The sequence below is a fragment of the Paenibacillus sp. BIC5C1 genome (assembly GCF_032399705.1).
Lineage (GTDB): Bacteria > Bacillota > Bacilli > Paenibacillales > Paenibacillaceae > Paenibacillus > Paenibacillus taichungensis_A.
Genome location: NZ_CP135922.1, coordinates 346,286 through 366,003, shown reverse-complemented (window position 1 = coordinate 366,003; position 19,718 = coordinate 346,286). Strand labels below are relative to the sequence as shown.

Below are 19,718 nucleotides of genomic sequence, written 5' to 3'. Positions count from 1 at the left end.
GATAAAACATAATGTAAATATGCTGGAGGATGTGATCCATTGAAAACGAAATTGGGATGTGCACTCGTCTTATCCTTCTTAATGATGGTTGGCATTGGTTGTGCTCAGAAACCAGTCAGTGAATCCGGATCGGCCGAACCTGCTGTTCAGGGGGGACAGTCACCAAACCCATCCGAAACAAAGGTGGATCTGGGCACAATGAACACACAAGCGGTTGATGTGTATTTCGCAGACGCCCAGGTACTGGAACTTGAGAAAAAAGAGCAGGAAATTGAATACAAGGACGATTCCGAGAAATACAAAAAAACATTTGAAGCTTTACAAAGCAATACCGATTCGGAGCTTGTATCCCTCTGGGAAAAAGTCGAATTGCTCTCCCTACAGTATGGCGACGGCAAAGTCACTTTGGATGTTCATATCCCGGATGAGGCCAAATTAGGAACTAGTGGCGAGCTGCTTGCATTGGATGCATTGACCCAGACGATGTTTCAATACGATGAAGTAGAAAGTATCGACATACTGGTGGACGGTGAAGCCCTGGATAGCTTGATGGGCCATTCAGAGCTGGAGCATCCTATTCAGCGCGAGCCCTAATCTAATTTTACAAGATACCAGATGATATCCGAATGATTCTCTCCTTGAATCGTCTCCTTTGCATGATGAGAAGCATAACTTCTCATCATGCTATTTTTTATTAAAAATCCACATTCAAAAAGACGTCCACAGGGACGTCCTACATCGATACAATCTTTATCAAATTCAACTTACAGATACAGCTCATCTCCAGGAGATAGCGAATGCAAAATCCCTTTGCCCGAGACCGATTTTTCGCTGAGCAAGCCTTCTCTCAGTTTATCCGTCTCTGCCCGATCCGCATGTACAAGTACCGTATGCCTCGCAGGAACCTGATGCAGCATTCTCTCGACATCCTTCCAACCCTGATGCACCTTATAACGAATCTTCTGTACCTCGCACGCTCCGTGTTTTTCAGGATTCTGCAACAGCTTGTAAGCATAGGTGCCGGCAGAGACATGCCCAGTGAGCAGTACCAGATTATGTTCATCGTCCGCAAACTGGCTATAGTACCAGCGAGCAAGAGAGGACTGCATCATCCCGTCCGGAATGAACCACAAAGAGGCAGCATGTTGATGCAGCAGCCGCTCTCGCTCTTCCTTTGTCACAGGCATTTCCCATCCATGATCCCTTAGAAAACCCCCAATCGCTTCCTTCACAGAACCCGGTATGTGTCCTCCCTCTTCCTTTAGCCAATATGGAGCACGCAAAAGCTGCTTCAGTCCGTCTACCAGCCCTTGTTCCACTACAATCGGAACGTCCGGGAACTGCTGCTGTGCCCACAGCATGATTTCCTGACCACGACCCACCGAGGGCATAGGCATTAGCACCTTTCCACCCCGGGCAATCGTCTCATGAATGGCCTGTTCCAGCTGCTCCAGCTTGTTGTCTTGCGTATCGCGATCTGTTCCATAGGCGGCATCCATAATCGCCAAATCCAGCAGACCAATTGAAGGCGCTTTGTTCACTTCTACTCTCTTAGATATGGCATAGGCATCCCCTTGCTCCACAGTTCTACCTGATGATACGTGAGATCGTAACATCCCTTCGGATGCAGCAAAGGGAAGAGTCTGCGATGCGGAGGGCTCTCCTGCAACAACATGCCCACCATTCACAACGGTTCGTATATCTGATTTCCAACGTTGACTAACTGGGGCATCGTATCCACGCCTGTTACGTGGTACCCTTGCCTGCCAGAGTACATCTGTTGGACAATCCGCCTGCAAAAGCATGGATTCGGAAGTGTAATCACCGGAATAGAATATGTGCTTATCTTCCATTTCCAGCCCGAACCATACCGATCCTGCAAGGTGTCCACTGCGCCCCCACACCACCGAGACGCCAGGGACCATTTCAAACCAGGTACCACCCTCGGCTTCGTCCTCCAAAAATCGGTAGCGAATCCGTTTTTCATCGCCTTCTTCGTATGGGAGGGTGTGTCCTGCTCTCTCCATATTTCTTCGCCAAGCTCTGAAGTAGGTGTCCAATTGCTCCCTGGTTTCCCGCGTCGTCCATACTTCACCCTGATATCCCATTCTATAGAGCAACGGAATAGCAACAGAATGATCCTCATGGGCGTGAGACAACAAGACCACATCCAGCTCTTTAACGATTTCCGGTTCAATCAACGGATACTCCCCGGCTCCTTCTTTTTTTACGCCACAATCCAGCAAAAGTTGAACCCGGCTCCCGCTCAGGAGATAGGCAGAGCGCCCGTGTTCCCCGGCGCCGCCCCATACCTTCAGTTTAATCATGATGCATTCCACTTTCTCTTCGAATTCAATAGTTCAATGCCGAGCAGCATCAGTACCGTCATGCCGACTGTTACAACAGCCATGGCCATTCCAAGCGACACCTGGCCTTGTTCAAACTGTGCAAAAATATACGTTGCTGATGTCTGCATCGATGGAGGCAAAATCAAGAGTGATCCCACCAGCTCCCGGGTGGCAATAGTGAATGTCATCATCCACCCGGCCAACATACCGGGGATAATCAGAGGCAGAAGAATGCGCCGCAGAATATATAACGGTCTTCCGCCAAAGACCTGACCCGCCTGGAACAACGCTCCGTCGATCTGAGTGAAGCTTGATTTGACATACTGCACCGTGTACGGCAAGAAGAGTACCACATACGTCAGAACAACCATTCCGTACGAGTTGTACAGAGTGAACGGCATCCATGGTGAATTCCAGAACAGGATGAGACCCACCACCATGACAATGCCAGGTACCGTATTCGGCAGCAGACTGAACAGGTCAATGACACGCTGCATAAAGGAAGACGATTTACCAATCGCCAGTGCAAAACCTGTACCGATAATAACCGCAACCGTTGAAGCTGCCAGTGAAAGCCCTAGGCTGTTCCCGATGGCTTTCATACTGACTGATCCCCAGGACAGCAATTCCCGGTAGTGATCCAGCGTCAGATTGTCCAAGGACAATCCCGCACCGCGCAGCTTCATGGTCGATGCAGCAATAATGGAGAAATACGGAATGCCCACCGACAGAATCAGTAGCACTGCGAGATACACCCCGCACAACCAACCGGTTCCACCTCGCAGAGAGTACCGTTTGGAACGCTGCCCTTTGCCTCCTACCAGACGGTAGGTGAACTTTCGACTCATGGCAGACTGCATGTACCACATCACCAGACATACCGACAGCAGAACCGATGCAAGCGAGGTTGCCTTGCCAAAATCAATCGGCCAACTGGAGATATACTTGTGGATTTCAGAGGTCATGACATAATAACCAATACGGCGCCCGAAGGTGGCCGGTGTTCCAAATTCCGCAATCGTTTTGACAAAGACAAGCATGATCCCCATGCCATAGGAAGACAACAGCAGTGGCAAAATAATGCGTCTGAATCGGTATCCCGCACGTCCCCCGTGCACCGCTCCCGCTTCTTCCAAGTTGCCTCCAATGCGAATGATGGCATCCCGAAGCAATAGATACAGGAAAGGGAACAGATGTAGGCTCATAATGAGCACCATGCCCCAGAAGCTGAAGAACAACTCACTCCAGCTCGCAGCGGAGGGCACCCATTGCTGCAGATATGCTCCTTTTTGCATAAACAGAATCCATCCCATGGAGCCGATATACGGCGGGGTCATGAACGGAATCATCAGGATCACGTCCACCCAGCGATGCTGACCCATGCGGGTCTTCGCCATCATCCAGGCCAGTGGCAATGCCAGCAGCGTTGTTACAGCTACCACGCAGATCCCCAGCCAGACGGAATTCAGCAGAACCCCAGATAAATGCTGTCCGGTAATGGTCCGAATCGGAGCCATCCAATCCCATTTCCCATCCGGATACACACTTTGCCAGAAAATCAGCAAGAGCGGTACACCAATGCTTATCGTTAGCAGAAAAAGGGCCAGAATCACGCCCACTCTCCGAAAAATACGGTTGTTGTCTACTACAACAGGTTTCACTACGATTTCACCTCACATGACTTCCACAAGACAATCGTCTCTTCACTCTAAGTCGCTCTAGTTGCTCGTCATAACACTATTCTTATTTAAAAGTCTCGGAGAAACGTGCCGCTGTCTCATCTCCGTGTTCACTCATCCAGTTCCAATCCACTTTAAGCTGCGGAATATCTTTCAGATTTGCCCGATTAGCCGCCTCGATGTCTTCACGTCCAGGAATCAGGTAAGCATCTGCAACAAGCTTTTGTGCCTCATCAGACAACAGGTAATCGATAAATGCCTTGGCATTCTCCACATTCTGACTCGATTTCAGAATTGCTGCCGGTCTTGGACTGATTACAGTCCCTTCCTCTGGATATACGATGTCCAGCGGTTCACCTTTGGACTTGGAGGAATACGCCATGTAGTCCACACCAGCTGCTACGATGCTTTTCGCTCCCGTAATGACCGGGTCAAGCGCTTCCTGATTCGCTCCTGCCATTGCTACACCATTTGCCTTGTAGCTATCCAGCAAGTCCCATCCCTTATCTCCATTCACACTCAGGTAACCCGTAATGAAGTCCAGCGCTGAACCGGACAGTGTAGGATCAGGGATATTGACTGCGTCCTTCCAGGCAGGTGTTGCCAGCTCAGCCCAACTGGTTGGTGGCGTGGACACCAGCTTCGTATTGTAGACGATTCCGAGTGCCGAAGCACTGGAGCTAAAATAGTTGCCGTCGGCATCCGACCAATCCTTGTTCAGCTTGTCTGAATTTTCTGCATCAGGATATGGAAGTGTTAGACCGTCCGCTTTCAGTGCTTGTGCCGAAGGCAGGGAGGCCAGGATAACCACGTCCGCTACCGGATTGGATTTTTCAGCTTCCATGCGAGCCAGAATTTTGCCTGTCGTGCCCTGGAACATCTCCACTTCAATGCCCGTCTTGGCAGTAAATCCGCTGATGATGTTATCCGCCAGCTTCTGAGGTCCTGCACTGTACAATACCAGCTTACCGCCGGCTGGTTTTGTTGTTTCCGCCGATGCAGTAGCCGTACTGCCTTCCCCAGCAGCTTGACCCGCATTCCCGGTAGTTGAATTACCTGTACTGCATCCGAACAAACTGATACTCATTACCGCTGATAATAACAGCATCGCGCTTCTTTTCCGTGTTTTCATACCCAACATTTTCATTCCATCTCCCTTGGTTTCTGATTATATTTGTATTCACGTTTCTGCAAATTCACGCTGTATGCTCATCATGATCAGTTGGCTGCTGCGATGAACTCTCTAGGCTTTACAATCGGAGTATCTTCTCCGTTCATTCGGCAGATCCGCTCCGGGGCTACATAGAGCTGAACCTTCTCCCCTACGCGTACTCTTCGATCCAGATAGGCTGTCCATACACCCAGTCCCTCCATCTGCACCCGAATTTCATAACGTTCACCTACATAACTGACGCTGAGCACTACTGCCTGATAACACAGATCATCATGACCTGTTTTGCTCCAGGAGACATGTTCCGGTCTCACCATGGACTGATTAGGCGTAAGCCAGTTGGACTTTCCGATAAACGAAGCAACAAAAGGATCGCTTGGTGATGCGTAGATCGTTTCCGGGGTTCCCTTTTGCAATATGCGCCCCTTCTCCATCACCACAATCTCATCCGACATCGACATCGCCTCAACCTGATCATGGGTGACGTACAGCGCTGTCAGTCCCATGTCTCGTACCAATGACATCATCTCAATTCGCATCTCTTCCCGCAGCACGGCATCCAGTGCACTTAGTGGCTCATCGAACAGGATAATCCCCGGTCTTACTGCTACCGCTCTGGCAAAAGCAACCCGTTGCTGCTGTCCTCCCGACAGCTGATGAGGATAACGATCCTCCATGCCTTGCAGGCGAACCATGCCAAGTGCTTCGGTTACCTTCTGGCGTAGATCAGACTTCTGCTTTCCAGCCTTCAGACCGAACGCCACATTTTCGTATACTGTCATATGCGGCCATAATGCAAAATCCTGAAACACCATGCCCAGATTACGCTTATGTGTCGGTACATCTATTCGCTTCGTCGCAGAGTAGAAACTCTTGCCATCCGCAACGATTTCTCCCGCATCCGGTTGCTCCAGCCCCGCCAGCATGCGCAGCAACGTCGTTTTGCCACAGCCGGATGGGCCGAGTAGCGTCGTGAACTGTCCATGCTGAAGTGTTAAATCTGTGGGCAGCAGCGCGGGAGTGCGATTGAATGATTTTTGAATTCCCCTAATTTCCATTTCCATAAGCATCCCTGCCTGTCTTCTTGTACTGTTCTCAGTCTAACGTCCGCCTTCGCGAGTTGTATGTTAGAAATGTAAAATGGGAATTAACTTTTTAGATGAATTCTGTTGATCTTCATAGATTAAATCTATATAAGGTGATTCAAAGTTACCGGAGAGGAGTGTTGAGTTCGTTGAACCTGATTAAACTGCAAATTGTTGAACTTATTGATAAACATCATCATATGACCAGCGTGGCCGAGCTTCTCGGTATCAAGCAGCCTACTGTTACCTTTCATATGAAGTCTTTGGAGGAAGAGATGGGGGTGCGATTATTCGAATCGCGTAGTGGAAAGACGTTTCTCACCGAGGCTGGACAAGCCCTTTTACATTATTCCGTCAAAATCAATGCCCTGACCCAGGAAGCACGCCGGGTAGTACAGGAATATGACAGCCTCTATCGGGGCACCCTGCACATTGGAGCGAGTTATGTACCTGCAACATATCTGCTACCGCCTATTTTGAATACATTTTCTCAGGAATTCCCCGGTATTCGAATTATGTTATCGGTCAAACCTTCACCCGTGATCCGTGAAATGTTGATCCGTCACCAGATTGATCTGGGTGTGATCTCTTCCGAGCCGTTCGTAGGTCCGGTACTGCAAGCAGAAACACTATGTGAGGATGATCTCGTATTAATCTGCTCTCCACAGCATGCCTTGGCTCAGAGAGATGTGCTAAAACCTGAGCATATGGCACAAGTTCCCTTTGCACTGCATGGCAATGAATCCAGCACTCGACGTTTAACCAACCAATGGCTGGAGCAACATGATATTCGTCTGCGGAGCACCGTTGAGATGGACTCTCTGGAAGCAATCAAACAATTGGTTCTACTCGGCGGTCATATCTCGTTCATGTCACGAATGGCCGTACAGTGGGAAGAGCAGCATGGACTGATCAAGGTCCTCCCCATTCCAGGTGAGCAGGCTCCGCGGCATATTTACACCGTCCACAACAAGGATCGTCATCCTTCAGTCCAGGTAAACCGCTTCAAGGAAGTACTGCGGGACATGAGTCACAGCCTCTCTCTTTTTAATTCATGATTCTGCTATCCCATATAAACTATCGATTGGCATTCATCAAATCTATGCAGGGTTAACGCAACGAGCCCTTCCATTTAATCGCTTTCATATACTCGGACGATAAAGTGGGTCTGTACGTTAATCCAGCCTAGGGAGTGATTGGTTTTGAAAAAATGGAAAAAGGTAACCGCCTCATTCATGCTGAGCATCGTGACATTGGGAAGTGGACTGACGTTTCTGGAAGCACCACAGGCCTCAGCAGCAGCTAACGCCGTTCCCGCTTATGAAGTGAAGTTCCTGGCTAAGCCGGAGCTGGTATTAAACACAGATGGGACACCACGCAGTGAAGTCATTCAGACACTTGGTTTGAGCTCCACAGCAAGAAACATTAGTGCAGAGTATTTCGACACCAACACGCTCAACCTGGATCAACAGGGATGGAATGTCCGTTTTCGGAAAAAGGATGACAAGAACAATTATGAACTGACTTATAAAAAGCGCTATCCTGTTATTAATGGTGATGTTAATGCAGCGTTGACTCTGGCTAACCAAGAAGGATTTGATGCTTCAGATGATAACTACGAGGCTGAAATTGACTGGGGATATGGCAAACAAACCTTGAGCTTCTCCAACACTAAAAAGGTGGATACCAAAGCTACCGGCGTACAACTTCCATCACAGCAGGAAGCCTTGAGCATGTTATTGGACAAGCTGCCTGGCAAATTAAAAAATTGGTCCTCCTCCAACTGGGGTAAACAACAACTCACGGCATCCCGTGCATACGGCCCGGTAACATTCCAACGTTATGAAGGCACATGGAATGGACAGGAACTCACCCTTGAAGTATGGCCGATTCGTAACGCAGCAGGCACAGGTGTAGAGAATATCGTAGAGATTTCGTTCAAAACAACAGATTCTACAGCTGTTTCCGGACTGCGTACCCAACTGATGCAAGTGCTGGAAAACAAAAACTGGCTCATTCCAGCAGATGGTCTGAAAACTCAGCTCATCTTGGAAAGATATTAACTAGTTGTTGCAGTCTATACTGTATGAGCCCATATATTGTTCCTAATGGGGTAAGAATCAGCACAGCTTGAAACGTAAGCATGTCTGTGTTCTTAATGAAACGAAATGGATCATAGCCGTTACCCGTACAATATCGTTTAAACATACAATGATATGTTTGGTTTATCTGCACATTCAAGCCTAAATTCCTTTTCATCCAAAACAAAAGGAGATCAACAGGAACATTCTGTTGATCTCCTTTATTTAATATTCCATACAGTTAGTATATTTTAAAGGTCTGGGCTGTTTCGATGCCAAGTGCACTCTGGATAAACGTATTGGCGACCCGCTCCACAGGCACCGGATTAAATCCGATAAACACACCCTTATATTTCTCTGCGGATTCAACAAACAGGTTAGGACTAACCGAATTCAGACGTATCTCTCGGGGTAACTCATACGCTGCTGCTTTGGCAAACGAATCAATTGCACCGTTAACCATAGCACTGGATGCGCCTTTCAGAATGGGATGGTCCTGTATAATGCCACTGACCAGCGTAAAGCTTCCCTTATCGTTGATGTAGTGCTGCCCAATCAAGACGATGTTCACTTGACCGAGTAATTTCCCCTGCACACTAATCATGTTGTTCTCAGGGGTCAGCTCCTCCAACTTCGCATAATGGGTCTGGCCTGCTGCAACAATGACATAATCTATATTAGTCACCGTTTCAAAAAGGGATGTAATACTCTCTGTGGATGTCATATCCACCTGGTAATCACCGGATTGCCTGCCGGCTGTAATGACCTCAACGGAATATTCTTGAAGCTTCGCAACAACAGCCTTGCCTAATGTTCCATTTCCTCCAATAACCAGAGCCCTTTTCATAATGCGCCTCCTTTTTATCAGTGAAAGCATGAAATTGTACATTCATTGATCTCTTCATTTAAACAAAGATCACTCGCATAATCAAACATGCGGCAAAAGAAATAATTAGCCCCAACTCTCATTACAAGTCCCAGCAGCGCTACTTCACAATTAAACCTAATAGACCAACAAAAGAGGCTGCTTGAGCATCTGAGATGATGCATCCGTTCAGATCCTCAATATCCACGTGTAATCTTTCAAAGCTACAGTCACTAAGGTCCATTCCCTTAAGCTTAACACCAGACAAAAGAGCTTGATCTATATTGCATTCAGAAAACTCCAATTTTTGGGGAGTAGCTTCGAAGAAATCGCCGCTCACCAGAGAACATTCCGTGTACTTCACCTGTTTAAACTTGGAGAATCGAAATAAAGATAGGTCAGCTACACAGCCCTGAAAACTTACATTTTGGAGCCTGCTGTTTGCAAAATTGGTACCAAGCAATTTACAATTTCTAAATTCTGTCCGGTGGAGGAAAGAACCGTTAAAATCCATATTAGACAAATCGCATTTATCAAAAATCACATCAGTAAGCTCGACCTCGGGGAGAGAGGACTGGCTAAAGATCACGTTCTCAAAGACCACTTTATCGAAGGAAACCCTGCTGGCACTCTGATTCTCAATAGAGATATTGGTGAATCGCCCATGCTTGATTTCTTCTTTACTCTCCCATGCTTCTAAAGTTAACGATAAGTCTTCGAGTTCCAGTGGAATCTTTGGCGCTTCTATTTTATTTTTCATAAGTCCTCCCACACTATTCTTATTTCAGCTTACTATAACAAAAAGAGCCCTTGCAATAAGCAAGAGCTCTCTTTGTTGTTACCATGAAGCGGGTGATGGGAATCGAACCCACGCTATTAGCTTGGAAGGCTAAAGTTCTACCATTGAACTACACCCGCATACAAAAATCGGGATGACACGATTTGAACATGCGACCCCCTGGTCCCAAACCAGGTGCTCTACCAAGCTGAGCTACATCCCGATACTTATGAAAATAATGGCGCGCCCTGAGAGATTCGAACTCCCGGCCTTTTGATTCGTAGTCAAACGCTCTATCCAGCTGAGCTAAGGGCGCAAATATTGGAGCGGAAGACGGGAATCGAACCCGCGACCCTCGCCTTGGCAAGGCGATGCTCTACCGCTGAGCCACTTCCGCAAAATATATGGTGCGGTCGAGAGGACTCGAACCTCCACGGGGGTTAGCCCACACGGACCTGAACCGTGCGCGTCTGCCAATTCCGCCACGACCGCAAAATATAATGGTGAGTCATGAAGGGCTCGAACCTTCGACACCCTGATTAAAAGTCAGGTGCTCTACCAACTGAGCTAATGACTCAAACAAAAAACTAAAATGGCTGGGGATATAGGATTTGAACCTATGCATGACGGAGTCAAAGTCCGTTGCCTTACCGCTTGGCTAATCCCCATTAAGAAAACATGGGGCGATCGAGGGGAATTGAACCCCCGAATGCCGGATCCACAAACCGGTGCGTTAACCACTTCGCCACGATCGCCATAAGCTATCCCTTACATTCGCTGAGAGTATCTCAGTATTCCCATCTGAAACTATAATATACTTTCTATTATAAATTCAGAGGTAAATGCAATAAATGGTGCCGGCGAGAGGACTTGAACCCCCAACCTACTGATTACAAGTCAGTTGCTCTACCAGTTGAGCTACACCGGCACGGTGTAAAATGTGGTACTTGAGTAAAAATGGCGGAACCGACGGGATTCGAACCCGCGATCTCCTGCGTGACAGGCAGGCATGTTAGGCCAACTACACCACGGTTCCAGATCACTTTCTTGTTAGAAAGTATAATTGCGGGGGCAGGATTTGAACCTGCGGCCTTCGGGTTATGAGCCCGACGAGCTACCGGGCTGCTCCACCCCGCGTCGTTATTTAAAATACTATATGGTGGAGGCTGAGGGGATCGAACCCCCGACCCTCTGCTTGTAAGGCAGATGCTCTCCCAGCTGAGCTAAGCCTCCATATATATGACCCGTAGGGGATTCGAACCCCTGTTACCTCCGTGAAAGGGAGGTGTCTTAACCCCTTGACCAACGGGCCACAGTAACAAAATTCTATCTGGCGGAGAGAGAGGGATTCGAACCCTCGAGACGCTTTTGGCGCCTACACGATTTCCAATCGTGCTCCTTCGACCAACTCGGACACCTCTCCTGAATGGCTCCCCGAACAGGGCTCGAACCTGTGACAACTCGATTAACAGTCGAGTGCTCTACCAACTGAGCTATCAGGGAATGGTGGAGCCAAGCGGGATCGAACCGCTGACCTCCTGCTTGCAAGGCAGGCGCTCTCCCAGCTGAGCTATGGCCCCATACACTGTGTTTTTAAAAATTATATGGTGGGCCCTGGTGGACTCGAACCACCGGCCTCACCCTTATCAGAGGTGCGCTCTAACCAACTGAGCTAAGGGCCCCAATATATTTCCCTTTTCCTTACGAGGGGGGCAAAAAAAATACCCCAAAGGGAATTCGCTTGGCGGCGTCCTACTCTCCCAGGACCCTGCGGTCCAAGTACCATCGGCGCTAGAGGGCTTAACGGTCGTGTTCGGGATGGGTACGTGTGGAACCCCTCCGCCATCGCCACCAAACGCATAGCTTAGCTTACATTCAGAGATCATTCTCTGAAAACTAGATCCGAAACGAAATTTGCGATTTACAACTTGCATATTTGGATAAGCCCTCGACCGATTAGTACTGGTCAGCTCCATGCATTGCTGCACTTCCACCCCCAGCCTATCTACCTCGTCGTCTTCAAGGGGTCTTACATACTGGGAAATCTCATCTTGAGGGGGGCTTCACGCTTAGATGCTTTCAGCGCTTATCCCTTCCGTACATAGCTACCCAGCGGTGCTCCTGGCGGAACAACTGGTACACCAGCGGTACGTCCATCCCGGTCCTCTCGTACTAAGGACAGCTCCTCTCAAATTTCCTACGCCCACGACAGATAGGGACCGAACTGTCTCACGACGTTCTGAACCCAGCTCGCGTACCGCTTTAATGGGCGAACAGCCCAACCCTTGGGACCTACTTCAGCCCCAGGATGCGATGAGCCGACATCGAGGTGCCAAACCTCCCCGTCGATGTGGACTCTTGGGGGAGATAAGCCTGTTATCCCCAGGGTAGCTTTTATCCGTTGAGCGATGGCCCTTCCATGCGGTACCACCGGATCACTAAGCCCGACTTTCGTCCCTGCTCGACTTGTAGGTCTCGCAGTCAAGCTCCCTTATGCCTTTGCACTCTTCGAATGATTTCCAACCATTCTGAGGGAACCTTTGGGCGCCTCCGTTACTCTTTAGGAGGCGACCGCCCCAGTCAAACTGCCCACCTGACACTGTCCCCGCACCGGATTACGGTACCAGGTTAGAACCTAGATACGATCAGGGTGGTATCCCAACGGTGCCTCCACGCAAGCTGGCGCTCACGCTTCAAAGGCTCCCACCTATCCTGTACAGATCGTACCCAAATTCAATATCAAGCTGCAGTAAAGCTCCATGGGGTCTTTCCGTCTTGTCGCGGGTAACCTGCATCTTCACAGGTATTAAAATTTCACCGGATCTCTCGTTGAGACAGCGCCCAAGTCGTTACGCCATTCGTGCGGGTCAGAATTTACCTGACAAGGAATTTCGCTACCTTAGGACCGTTATAGTTACGGCCGCCGTTTACTGGGGCTTCGGTTCACAGCTTCGGATTGCTCCTAACCGCTCCCCTTAACCTTCCAGCACCGGGCAGGCGTCAGCCCGTATACTTCGCCTTACGGCTTCGCACAGACCTGTGTTTTTGCTAAACAGTCGCTTGGGCCTTTTCACTGCGGCCCCCTCGTGCTATTCACACTACCGGGGCACCCCTTCTCCCGAAGTTACGGGGTCATTTTGCCGAGTTCCTTAACGAGAGTTCTTCCGCGCGCCTTAGAATTCTCTTCTCGCCTACCTGTGTCGGTTTGCGGTACGGGCACCATCACCTGGCTAGAGGCTTTTCTTGGCAGTGTGAGATCATGACCTTCGCTACTATAATTTTCGCTCCCCATTACAGCCCAGCCTTACGATGTGCGGATTTGCCTACACATCAGCCTCACTGCTTAGACGGACATCCATCAGTCCGCGTCACTACCCTGCTGCGTCCCCCCATTGCTCATAACGGCTTACGGTGGTACAGGAATTTCGACCTGTTGTCCTTCGACTACGCCTTTCGGCCTCGCCTTAGGTCCCGACTTACCCTGAGCGGACGAGCCTTCCTCAGGAACCCTTAGGCTTTCGGCGGATCAGATTCTCACTGATCTTTTCGTTACTCATACCGGCATTCTCACTTGTATAATGTCCAGCGCTCCTTACGGTACACCTTCAACCCTTATACAACGCTCCCCTACCCCTGATGCAAAGCATCAAGCCATAGCTTCGGTGGTGTGTTTAGCCCCGTTACATTTTCGGCGCAGAGTCACTCGACCAGTGAGCTATTACGCACTCTTTCAATGGTGGCTGCTTCTAAGCCAACATCCTGGTTGTCTGTGCAACTCCACATCCTTTCCCACTTAACACACACTTGGGGACCTTAGCTGATGGTCTGGGCTGTTTCCCTTTTGACAATGGATCTTAGCACTCACTGTCTGACTCCCGGAAGTAAGTCTATGGCATTCGGAGTTTGACTGAGCTTGGTAACCCTTGCGGGCCCCGCACCCAATCAGTGCTCTACCTCCACGACTCTGTTTTCCGAGGCTAGCCCTAAAGCTATTTCGGGGAGAACCAGCTATCTCCGAGTTCGATTGGAATTTCTCCGCTACCCCCACCTCATCCCCGCACTTTTCAACGTGCGTGGGTTCGGGCCTCCAGTGCGTGTTACCGCACCTTCACCCTGGACAGGGGTAGATCACCCGGTTTCGGGTCTACGTCCACGTACTATGTCGCCCTATTCAGACTCGCTTTCGCTGCGGCTCCGGCTCTTCACCTTAACCTTGCACGGGAACGTAACTCGCCGGTTCATTCTACAAAAGGCACGCCATCACCCCTAAAACGGGCTCTGACTTTTTGTAAGCACACGGTTTCAGGTTCTATTTCACTCCCCTTCCGGGGTGCTTTTCACCTTTCCCTCACGGTACTGCTTCACTATCGGTCGCTAGGAAGTATTTAGCCTTGGCAGATGGTCCTGCCGGATTCATACGGGGTTTCACGTGCCCCGCACTACTCGGGATACATCTCGGAGAGAACCAACTTTCAACTACAGGGCTTTTACCTTCTTTGGCGGGCCTTTCCAGACCTCTTCGTTTAACCGGTTCCTTTGTAACTCCATGTGAGATGTCCCACAACCCCAAAGAGCAAGCTCTCTGGTTTGGGCTTCTCCGCGTTCGCTCGCCGCTACTGACGGAATCACTATTGTTTTCTCTTCCTCAGGGTACTTAGATGTTTCAGTTCCCCTGGTATGCCTCTACATAACCTATGTATTCAGTTATGAGTAACTGGAAATTACCCCAGCTGGGTTTCCCCATTCGGACACCCCCGGATCAAAGCTTGCTTACAGCTCCCCGAGGCAGTTTCGTTGTTCGCCACGTCCTTCATCGGCTCCTAGCGCCTAGGCATCCTCCGTGTGCTCTTAGTAGCTTAACCATAATTGCTCCGGTTTCGACGGCTCACTTCCCTTGTTTTGCTTACGCAAAGCCAAAAGTCGCTCCCATTCGAACCCATCGCAATGCAGTTTTCACTATTTATTGAAACTTGTTAAACACAAGTTCAGCTTAAAAAGGAATGTTCTAAATCGCAAAATTTCGTTTCGATATCTAGTTTTCAAAGAACAAGCTCCATGCAAAAGCAAGCTGTTTGAGAGTTTGAGCTCTCAAAACTGAGCAACGAGTGAGTAAGTTTTGCAGCTTAGCTGCGTATTTGAATGTTTCCACGCGGGAAACGATTCTCCATAGAAAGGAGGTGATCCAGCCGCACCTTCCGATACGGCTACCTTGTTACGACTTCACCCCAATCATCTATCCCACCTTCGGCGGCTGGCTCCTTGCGGTTACCCCACCGACTTCGGGTGTTATAAACTCTCGTGGTGTGACGGGCGGTGTGTACAAGACCCGGGAACGTATTCACCGCGGCATGCTGATCCGCGATTACTAGCAATTCCGACTTCATGCAGGCGAGTTGCAGCCTGCAATCCGAACTGAGACCGGCTTTTTAGGATTCGTTCCACCTCGCGGCTTCACAGCCCGTTGTACCGGCCATTGTAGTACGTGTGTAGCCCAGGTCATAAGGGGCATGATGATTTGACGTCATCCCCACCTTCCTCCGGTTTGTCACCGGCAGTCACCTTAGAGTGCCCACCCGAAGTGCTGGCAACTAAGATCAAGGGTTGCGCTCGTTGCGGGACTTAACCCAACATCTCACGACACGAGCTGACGACAACCATGCACCACCTGTCTCCTCTGTCCCGAAGGAAAGATACATCTCTGTATCGGTCAGAGGGATGTCAAGACCTGGTAAGGTTCTTCGCGTTGCTTCGAATTAAACCACATACTCCACTGCTTGTGCGGGTCCCCGTCAATTCCTTTGAGTTTCAGTCTTGCGACCGTACTCCCCAGGCGGAGTGCTTAATGTGTTAACTTCGGCACCAAGGGTATCGAAACCCCTAACACCTAGCACTCATCGTTTACGGCGTGGACTACCAGGGTATCTAATCCTGTTTGCTCCCCACGCTTTCGCGCCTCAGCGTCAGTTACAGCCCAGAGAGTCGCCTTCGCCACTGGTGTTCCTCCACATATCTACGCATTTCACCGCTACACGTGGAATTCCACTCTCCTCTTCTGCACTCAAGTCACCCAGTTTCCAGTGCGATCCGGGGTTGAGCCCCGGGATTAAACACCAGACTTAAATGACCGCCTGCGCGCGCTTTACGCCCAATAATTCCGGACAACGCTTGCCCCCTACGTATTACCGCGGCTGCTGGCACGTAGTTAGCCGGGGCTTTCTTCTCAGGTACCGTCACCTTGAGAGCAGTTACTCTCCCAAGCGTTCTTCCCTGGCAACAGAGCTTTACGATCCGAAAACCTTCATCACTCACGCGGCATTGCTCCGTCAGGCTTTCGCCCATTGCGGAAGATTCCCTACTGCTGCCTCCCGTAGGAGTCTGGGCCGTGTCTCAGTCCCAGTGTGGCCGATCACCCTCTCAGGTCGGCTACGCATCGTCGCCTTGGTGAGCCGTTACCCCACCAACTAGCTAATGCGCCGCAGGCCCATCCCCAAGTGACAGATTGCTCCGTCTTTCCAGTTCTCTTCAGGAGAAGAAAACAACTATTCGGTATTAGCTACCGTTTCCGGTAGTTGTCCCAAGCTTGAGGGCAGGTTGCCTACGTGTTACTCACCCGTCCGCCGCTAACCATCAGAGAAGCAAGCTTCTCTTCAAGTCCGCTCGACTTGCATGTATTAGGCATGCCGCCAGCGTTCGTCCTGAGCCAGGATCAAACTCTCCAATAAAGTATTGAAAAGAGCGATAAGCTCATTTTGAAACTGACGAGATTAAAAATCTCATTTATGCTTCGAAATCATACAGCCCGAAGACTTGTACCGATTTCTCAGCGTCGATCTTGCAAGCAAGATCGTTACTCACTCGTTGTTCAGTTTTCAAAGATCAAACTTGTTCCATTGCCGTGTGTTGTTCACCTCAGCAACTTTTATATCTTATCACATCCGAACCAACTTTGCAAGCTCTTTTTTTAAGTTTCTTTCGAAGCTTATTTCGTTCGCTTGCCGCACCGTGTTTCTCGTGTTTTCTTGGCCGGAATTAGAATATACCATGTACAGTTTTGGAATGCAAGCTTTATTTTCAAAAAAACTTTAGAACCACATTCTCCATCAGATAATCTCAATCTCTTTCTTCTATAGTAGAGCCCTCGTAATTATACCCATCACTTCTAAAGGAACCAAGAGGCAACACATAACCAAACATTCTTACTCTATAAGACCCACTTCACACCCCATCCATTCAAGAGCAAGAGGTGCATCCAACAACTATAGCCAGGGAAGCCACACATACCTATCTTCACTCAGTCGAAGATCGTATTGGTGAGTCTGACCCCGGCTCTTATATAACCTCACATTATATGATTTAACCTTACCTTCTATATAAGCTTAAATTCATCCACCCAAGAAATAGTTATACAATCGTTATAAGATCCGTTTACCCAGCAATGAAGCAATCAGCTCCACTCCAAGGCGGGCCGTATGCCTGTTCTGATCAAACAGCGGGTTAACCTCCACCAAATCCATGGATGTGACTCGGTTGGTGGAAGCGAGCAGCTCCAGTGCGAAATGAGCTTCACGATAATTCAATCCCCCTGGTACCGGCGTACCCACACCCGGAGCCTCACGTGGATCAAGACAATCCATATCAAAACTAACATGAATACCATCTGTTCCTTCTCCGACTACAGCCAACGCCTCCTCAACAACCCGTTGTATACCCATCCGGTCAATATCATGCATTGTAAAGCTTTTGATACCAAGTGCTCGGATCTGTTCCTTCTCGTATACATCCAAATCACGTAAGCCAATGTAGACCAGATTGGAGGGTTTAACGAACGGCCCCGCGCCTGGAATATGAGATAAGTTAAATTCAGAATGCCCCAAAGCGGCAGCAACACTCATCCCATGCATATTTCCAGACAGACTACGCTCTTCCGTGTTCAAATCCGCATGAGCATCAAACCAGATCACACCCAGATTGGAATAATGCGCAGACAACCCAGCAAGAGAACCTATGGCTACACTGTGATCCCCACCTAGAACAAGTGGAAAAGCACCTCCCGCTATCGCGCCAGACACATCACTGCACACTCGCTCACTCACCTGTGTAACCTCGGATAAATATTTCACACGGTTGCGTTCAATTGGAGCAACAGACTCTGAGGGACAATCTATACGGATCTCTTTTGATACAATCAATCCAAGGCTTGCAATTTCACGTTTCAATCCTGCTGTAATGAGTTCATCCGGACCTAGCTCAGCGCCACCTCGGGCACCGCCTAATCCAAAAGGAACCTTAATAATGGCAACGTCATGATGGCGCAATTGCAATTGGCTCGTTTCATTAGAAGCACTCAGCGTCCCTGCAGATTCCATATCATTGTTTCCCATGTAGTTCAGCCCCTTCGCTGTTTATATGAAGTAATTAAAGAATGAAAGGTTTATTCAGTCACCCAGCACCTGAGCAATTCGTTCCAGCGCCCAGTCGATCTCAGCCTCCGTAATGGTCAGTGGCGGCGCAAAACGGATCGTTGTATCATGGGTTTCTTTACAGAGCAGTCCAACAGACATTAATTTCTCACAATATGGACGTGCAAGTACATGCAGATCAACACCGATGAACAATCCTCTACCTCGAATCTCACGCACAGCGGAACTGCGAATTCCCTGAAGCTGTTTCATAAAATAATTCCCCAGACGCTCCGAGCGCTCTGCAAGCTTCTCATCTTCCAGAACTTCCAGTGCCGCAACAGCCACAGCACAAGCGAGTGGGTTCCCCCCGAAAGTAGAGCCATGAGAACCTGGCTCAAACAGATCCAGTATTTCTGCATTTGCAGCAATAGCTGATATGGGCATCACTCCCCCACCCAGCGCTTTACCCATAATCCAGATATCAGGCTCAGCCCCCTCCCAGTCAGAGGCAAAACGACGTCCCGTTCGTCCGAATCCAGTTTGAATCTCATCTGCCACAGTCAACACCCGGTGCTGTTTGCACAGCGCAAAAGCTTCAGCAAGATATCCCTTAGGTGGGATGACAATACCAGCCTCCCCTTGAATGGGTTCTACAAGAAAAGCAGCCGTGTTCGGTGTAATCGCAAGCTTAAGCGCTTCTATGTCACCATAAGGAATGATTTTGAATCCAGGTGTAAAAGGTCCGAAATCTTTTTTGTACTCTTCTGAAGATGAGAAAGAGGTGACCGTCAGTGTTCTTCCATGAAAATTTCCGGAGCATACGATGATTTCAGCTTGATTTTCCGGTACACCCTTGCAGCGATATGCCCATCTCCGTACTGCTTTCACGGCCGTTTCAACCGCTTCAGCCCCTGTGTTCATAGCCAGTATTTTGGATTTTCCTGTAAATTGCGAGAGTTTCTGATAGAAAAGTGATGCCGCACTGCTGTGAAATGCCCGTGATGTTAATGTTACCCGATCTGCCTGATCTTTTAGCGCCTGAATGATTACTGGATGTCTGTGCCCATGATTTAGTGCCGAATATGCACTTAACATATCCATATAACGGCGACCTTCCGGATCTTCGACCCATACTCCATCCGCCTGCTCAATAACGATCGGGAGCGGATGATAATTAGGTGCAGCATAACGTTCCGACCAATCCATTAACAATTTCGAATCTGACATATACTCCCAGCACCCCTCTTTGATTATATTGTATACAAAATACAATATCAATGTATGCTTCGCCACGACCATTTACGACTCC

General features: G+C 49.1%; 11 protein-coding genes, 17 tRNA genes and 3 rRNA genes. 3 read left to right on the top strand and 28 right to left on the bottom strand.

The genetic code is table 11. The features are described 5' to 3' along the window. Nucleotides 1-39 precede the first annotated feature (39 nt). Nucleotides 40-594, top strand: a complete 555-nt coding sequence (locus RS891_RS01780; RefSeq protein WP_113055307.1) for a GerMN domain-containing protein — start codon at nt 40-42, stop codon at nt 592-594. A gap of 170 nt (nt 595-764) precedes the next feature. On the opposite strand, the gene RS891_RS01775 is transcribed toward RS891_RS01780, so the two are convergent. From RS891_RS01775 to RS891_RS01760, 4 genes are all read right to left on the bottom strand, one after another. Further along, complete coding sequence (locus RS891_RS01775; RefSeq protein WP_315794259.1) at nt 765-2,327, bottom strand: MBL fold metallo-hydrolase; 1,563 nt, start codon at nt 2,325-2,327, stop codon at nt 765-767. Continuing rightward, the gene (locus RS891_RS01770; protein WP_315794258.1) at nt 2,324-4,009 is read right to left on the bottom strand and encodes an ABC transporter permease; all 1,686 of its coding nucleotides are present in this window, start codon (nt 4,007-4,009) and stop codon (nt 2,324-2,326) included. The genes RS891_RS01775 and RS891_RS01770 overlap by 4 nt, the downstream gene beginning before the upstream one ends. An 82-nt stretch (nt 4,010-4,091) precedes the next feature. Then, complete coding sequence (locus RS891_RS01765) at nt 4,092-5,168, bottom strand: ABC transporter substrate-binding protein (protein ID WP_113055310.1); 1,077 nt, start codon at nt 5,166-5,168, stop codon at nt 4,092-4,094. Nucleotides 5,169-5,245: 77 nt separating this feature from the next. Beyond that, complete coding sequence (locus RS891_RS01760) at nt 5,246-6,262, bottom strand: ABC transporter ATP-binding protein (protein WP_113055329.1); 1,017 nt, start codon at nt 6,260-6,262, stop codon at nt 5,246-5,248. A 170-nt stretch (nt 6,263-6,432) separates the two neighbouring features. Between RS891_RS01760 and RS891_RS01755 the strand changes: the two genes are divergently transcribed. After that, complete coding sequence (locus RS891_RS01755; protein WP_113055311.1) at nt 6,433-7,341, top strand: LysR family transcriptional regulator; 909 nt, start codon at nt 6,433-6,435, stop codon at nt 7,339-7,341. A 144-nt stretch (nt 7,342-7,485) separates the two neighbouring features. After that, entirely contained in the window at nt 7,486-8,346 is an 861-nt protein-coding gene (locus RS891_RS01750; protein WP_315794257.1) for a CYTH domain-containing protein, read from the top strand. 259 nt (nt 8,347-8,605) lie between these two features. Here the strand turns inward: RS891_RS01750 and RS891_RS01745 are convergent, their stop codons facing one another. From RS891_RS01745 to RS891_RS01630, 24 genes are all read right to left on the bottom strand, one after another. Further along, nucleotides 8,606-9,211 (bottom strand): short chain dehydrogenase, encoded by a 606-nt coding sequence (locus RS891_RS01745; protein WP_315794256.1) that lies wholly within the window; start codon nt 9,209-9,211, stop codon nt 8,606-8,608. Between the two features lie 139 nt (nt 9,212-9,350). After that, nucleotides 9,351-9,989, bottom strand: a complete 639-nt coding sequence (locus tag RS891_RS01740; RefSeq protein WP_113055313.1) for a pentapeptide repeat-containing protein — start codon at nt 9,987-9,989, stop codon at nt 9,351-9,353. Nucleotides 9,990-10,076: 87 nt separating this feature from the next. After that, nucleotides 10,077-10,147 (bottom strand) — tRNA-Gly (locus RS891_RS01735). A 9-nt stretch (nt 10,148-10,156) separates the two neighbouring features. Next, nucleotides 10,157-10,230 (bottom strand) — tRNA-Pro (locus tag RS891_RS01730). 16 nt (nt 10,231-10,246) lie between these two features. Next, nucleotides 10,247-10,323, bottom strand: a tRNA-Arg gene (locus tag RS891_RS01725). Between the two features lie 6 nt (nt 10,324-10,329). After that, nucleotides 10,330-10,404 (bottom strand) — tRNA-Gly (locus tag RS891_RS01720). Nucleotides 10,405-10,412: 8 nt separating this feature from the next. Further along, nucleotides 10,413-10,499: transfer RNA gene (locus tag RS891_RS01715), tRNA-Leu, on the bottom strand. A gap of 9 nt (nt 10,500-10,508) precedes the next feature. After that, a tRNA-Lys gene (locus tag RS891_RS01710) sits at nt 10,509-10,584 on the bottom strand. 16 nt (nt 10,585-10,600) lie between these two features. After that, a tRNA-Gln gene (locus RS891_RS01705) sits at nt 10,601-10,675 on the bottom strand. A gap of 11 nt (nt 10,676-10,686) precedes the next feature. Further along, nucleotides 10,687-10,762: transfer RNA gene (locus RS891_RS01700), tRNA-His, on the bottom strand. Nucleotides 10,763-10,859: 97 nt separating this feature from the next. Next, nucleotides 10,860-10,935: transfer RNA gene (locus tag RS891_RS01695), tRNA-Thr, on the bottom strand. Between the two features lie 30 nt (nt 10,936-10,965). Beyond that, nucleotides 10,966-11,043: transfer RNA gene (locus RS891_RS01690), tRNA-Asp, on the bottom strand. A gap of 27 nt (nt 11,044-11,070) precedes the next feature. Continuing rightward, nucleotides 11,071-11,144: transfer RNA gene (locus tag RS891_RS01685), tRNA-Met, on the bottom strand. A 20-nt stretch (nt 11,145-11,164) separates the two neighbouring features. Beyond that, nucleotides 11,165-11,240: transfer RNA gene (locus tag RS891_RS01680), tRNA-Val, on the bottom strand. Nucleotides 11,241-11,247: 7 nt separating this feature from the next. Further along, nucleotides 11,248-11,319: transfer RNA gene (locus RS891_RS01675), tRNA-Glu, on the bottom strand. A gap of 19 nt (nt 11,320-11,338) precedes the next feature. Then, nucleotides 11,339-11,430 (bottom strand) — tRNA-Ser (locus RS891_RS01670). Nucleotides 11,431-11,434: 4 nt separating this feature from the next. Beyond that, nucleotides 11,435-11,510: transfer RNA gene (locus tag RS891_RS01665), tRNA-Asn, on the bottom strand. Nucleotide 11,511: 1 nt separating this feature from the next. Next, nucleotides 11,512-11,587, bottom strand: a tRNA-Ala gene (locus RS891_RS01660). 25 nt (nt 11,588-11,612) lie between these two features. Beyond that, nucleotides 11,613-11,689 (bottom strand) — tRNA-Ile (locus RS891_RS01655). 57 nt (nt 11,690-11,746) lie between these two features. Beyond that, nucleotides 11,747-11,863: ribosomal RNA gene (rrf, locus tag RS891_RS01650) — 5S ribosomal RNA — on the bottom strand. A gap of 80 nt (nt 11,864-11,943) precedes the next feature. Then, nucleotides 11,944-14,869 (bottom strand): 23S ribosomal RNA (locus tag RS891_RS01645). 308 nt (nt 14,870-15,177) lie between these two features. Continuing rightward, a 16S ribosomal RNA gene (locus RS891_RS01640) occupies nt 15,178-16,729 on the bottom strand. The 16S, 23S and 5S rRNA genes sit together here with 17 tRNA genes alongside, the layout of an rRNA operon. Nucleotides 16,730-17,419: 690 nt before the next feature. Continuing rightward, on the bottom strand, nt 17,420-18,388 hold the full coding sequence (rocF, locus tag RS891_RS01635; RefSeq protein ID WP_315794255.1) for an arginase: 969 nt from the start codon (nt 18,386-18,388) through the stop codon (nt 17,420-17,422). Between the two features lie 54 nt (nt 18,389-18,442). Then, nucleotides 18,443-19,636 carry an ornithine--oxo-acid transaminase gene (locus RS891_RS01630; RefSeq protein ID WP_113056272.1) on the bottom strand — a complete coding sequence of 398 codons (1,194 nt, stop codon included), beginning with the start codon at nt 19,634-19,636 and terminating at the stop codon, nt 18,443-18,445. Between the last annotated feature and the right edge of the window lie 82 nt (nt 19,637-19,718).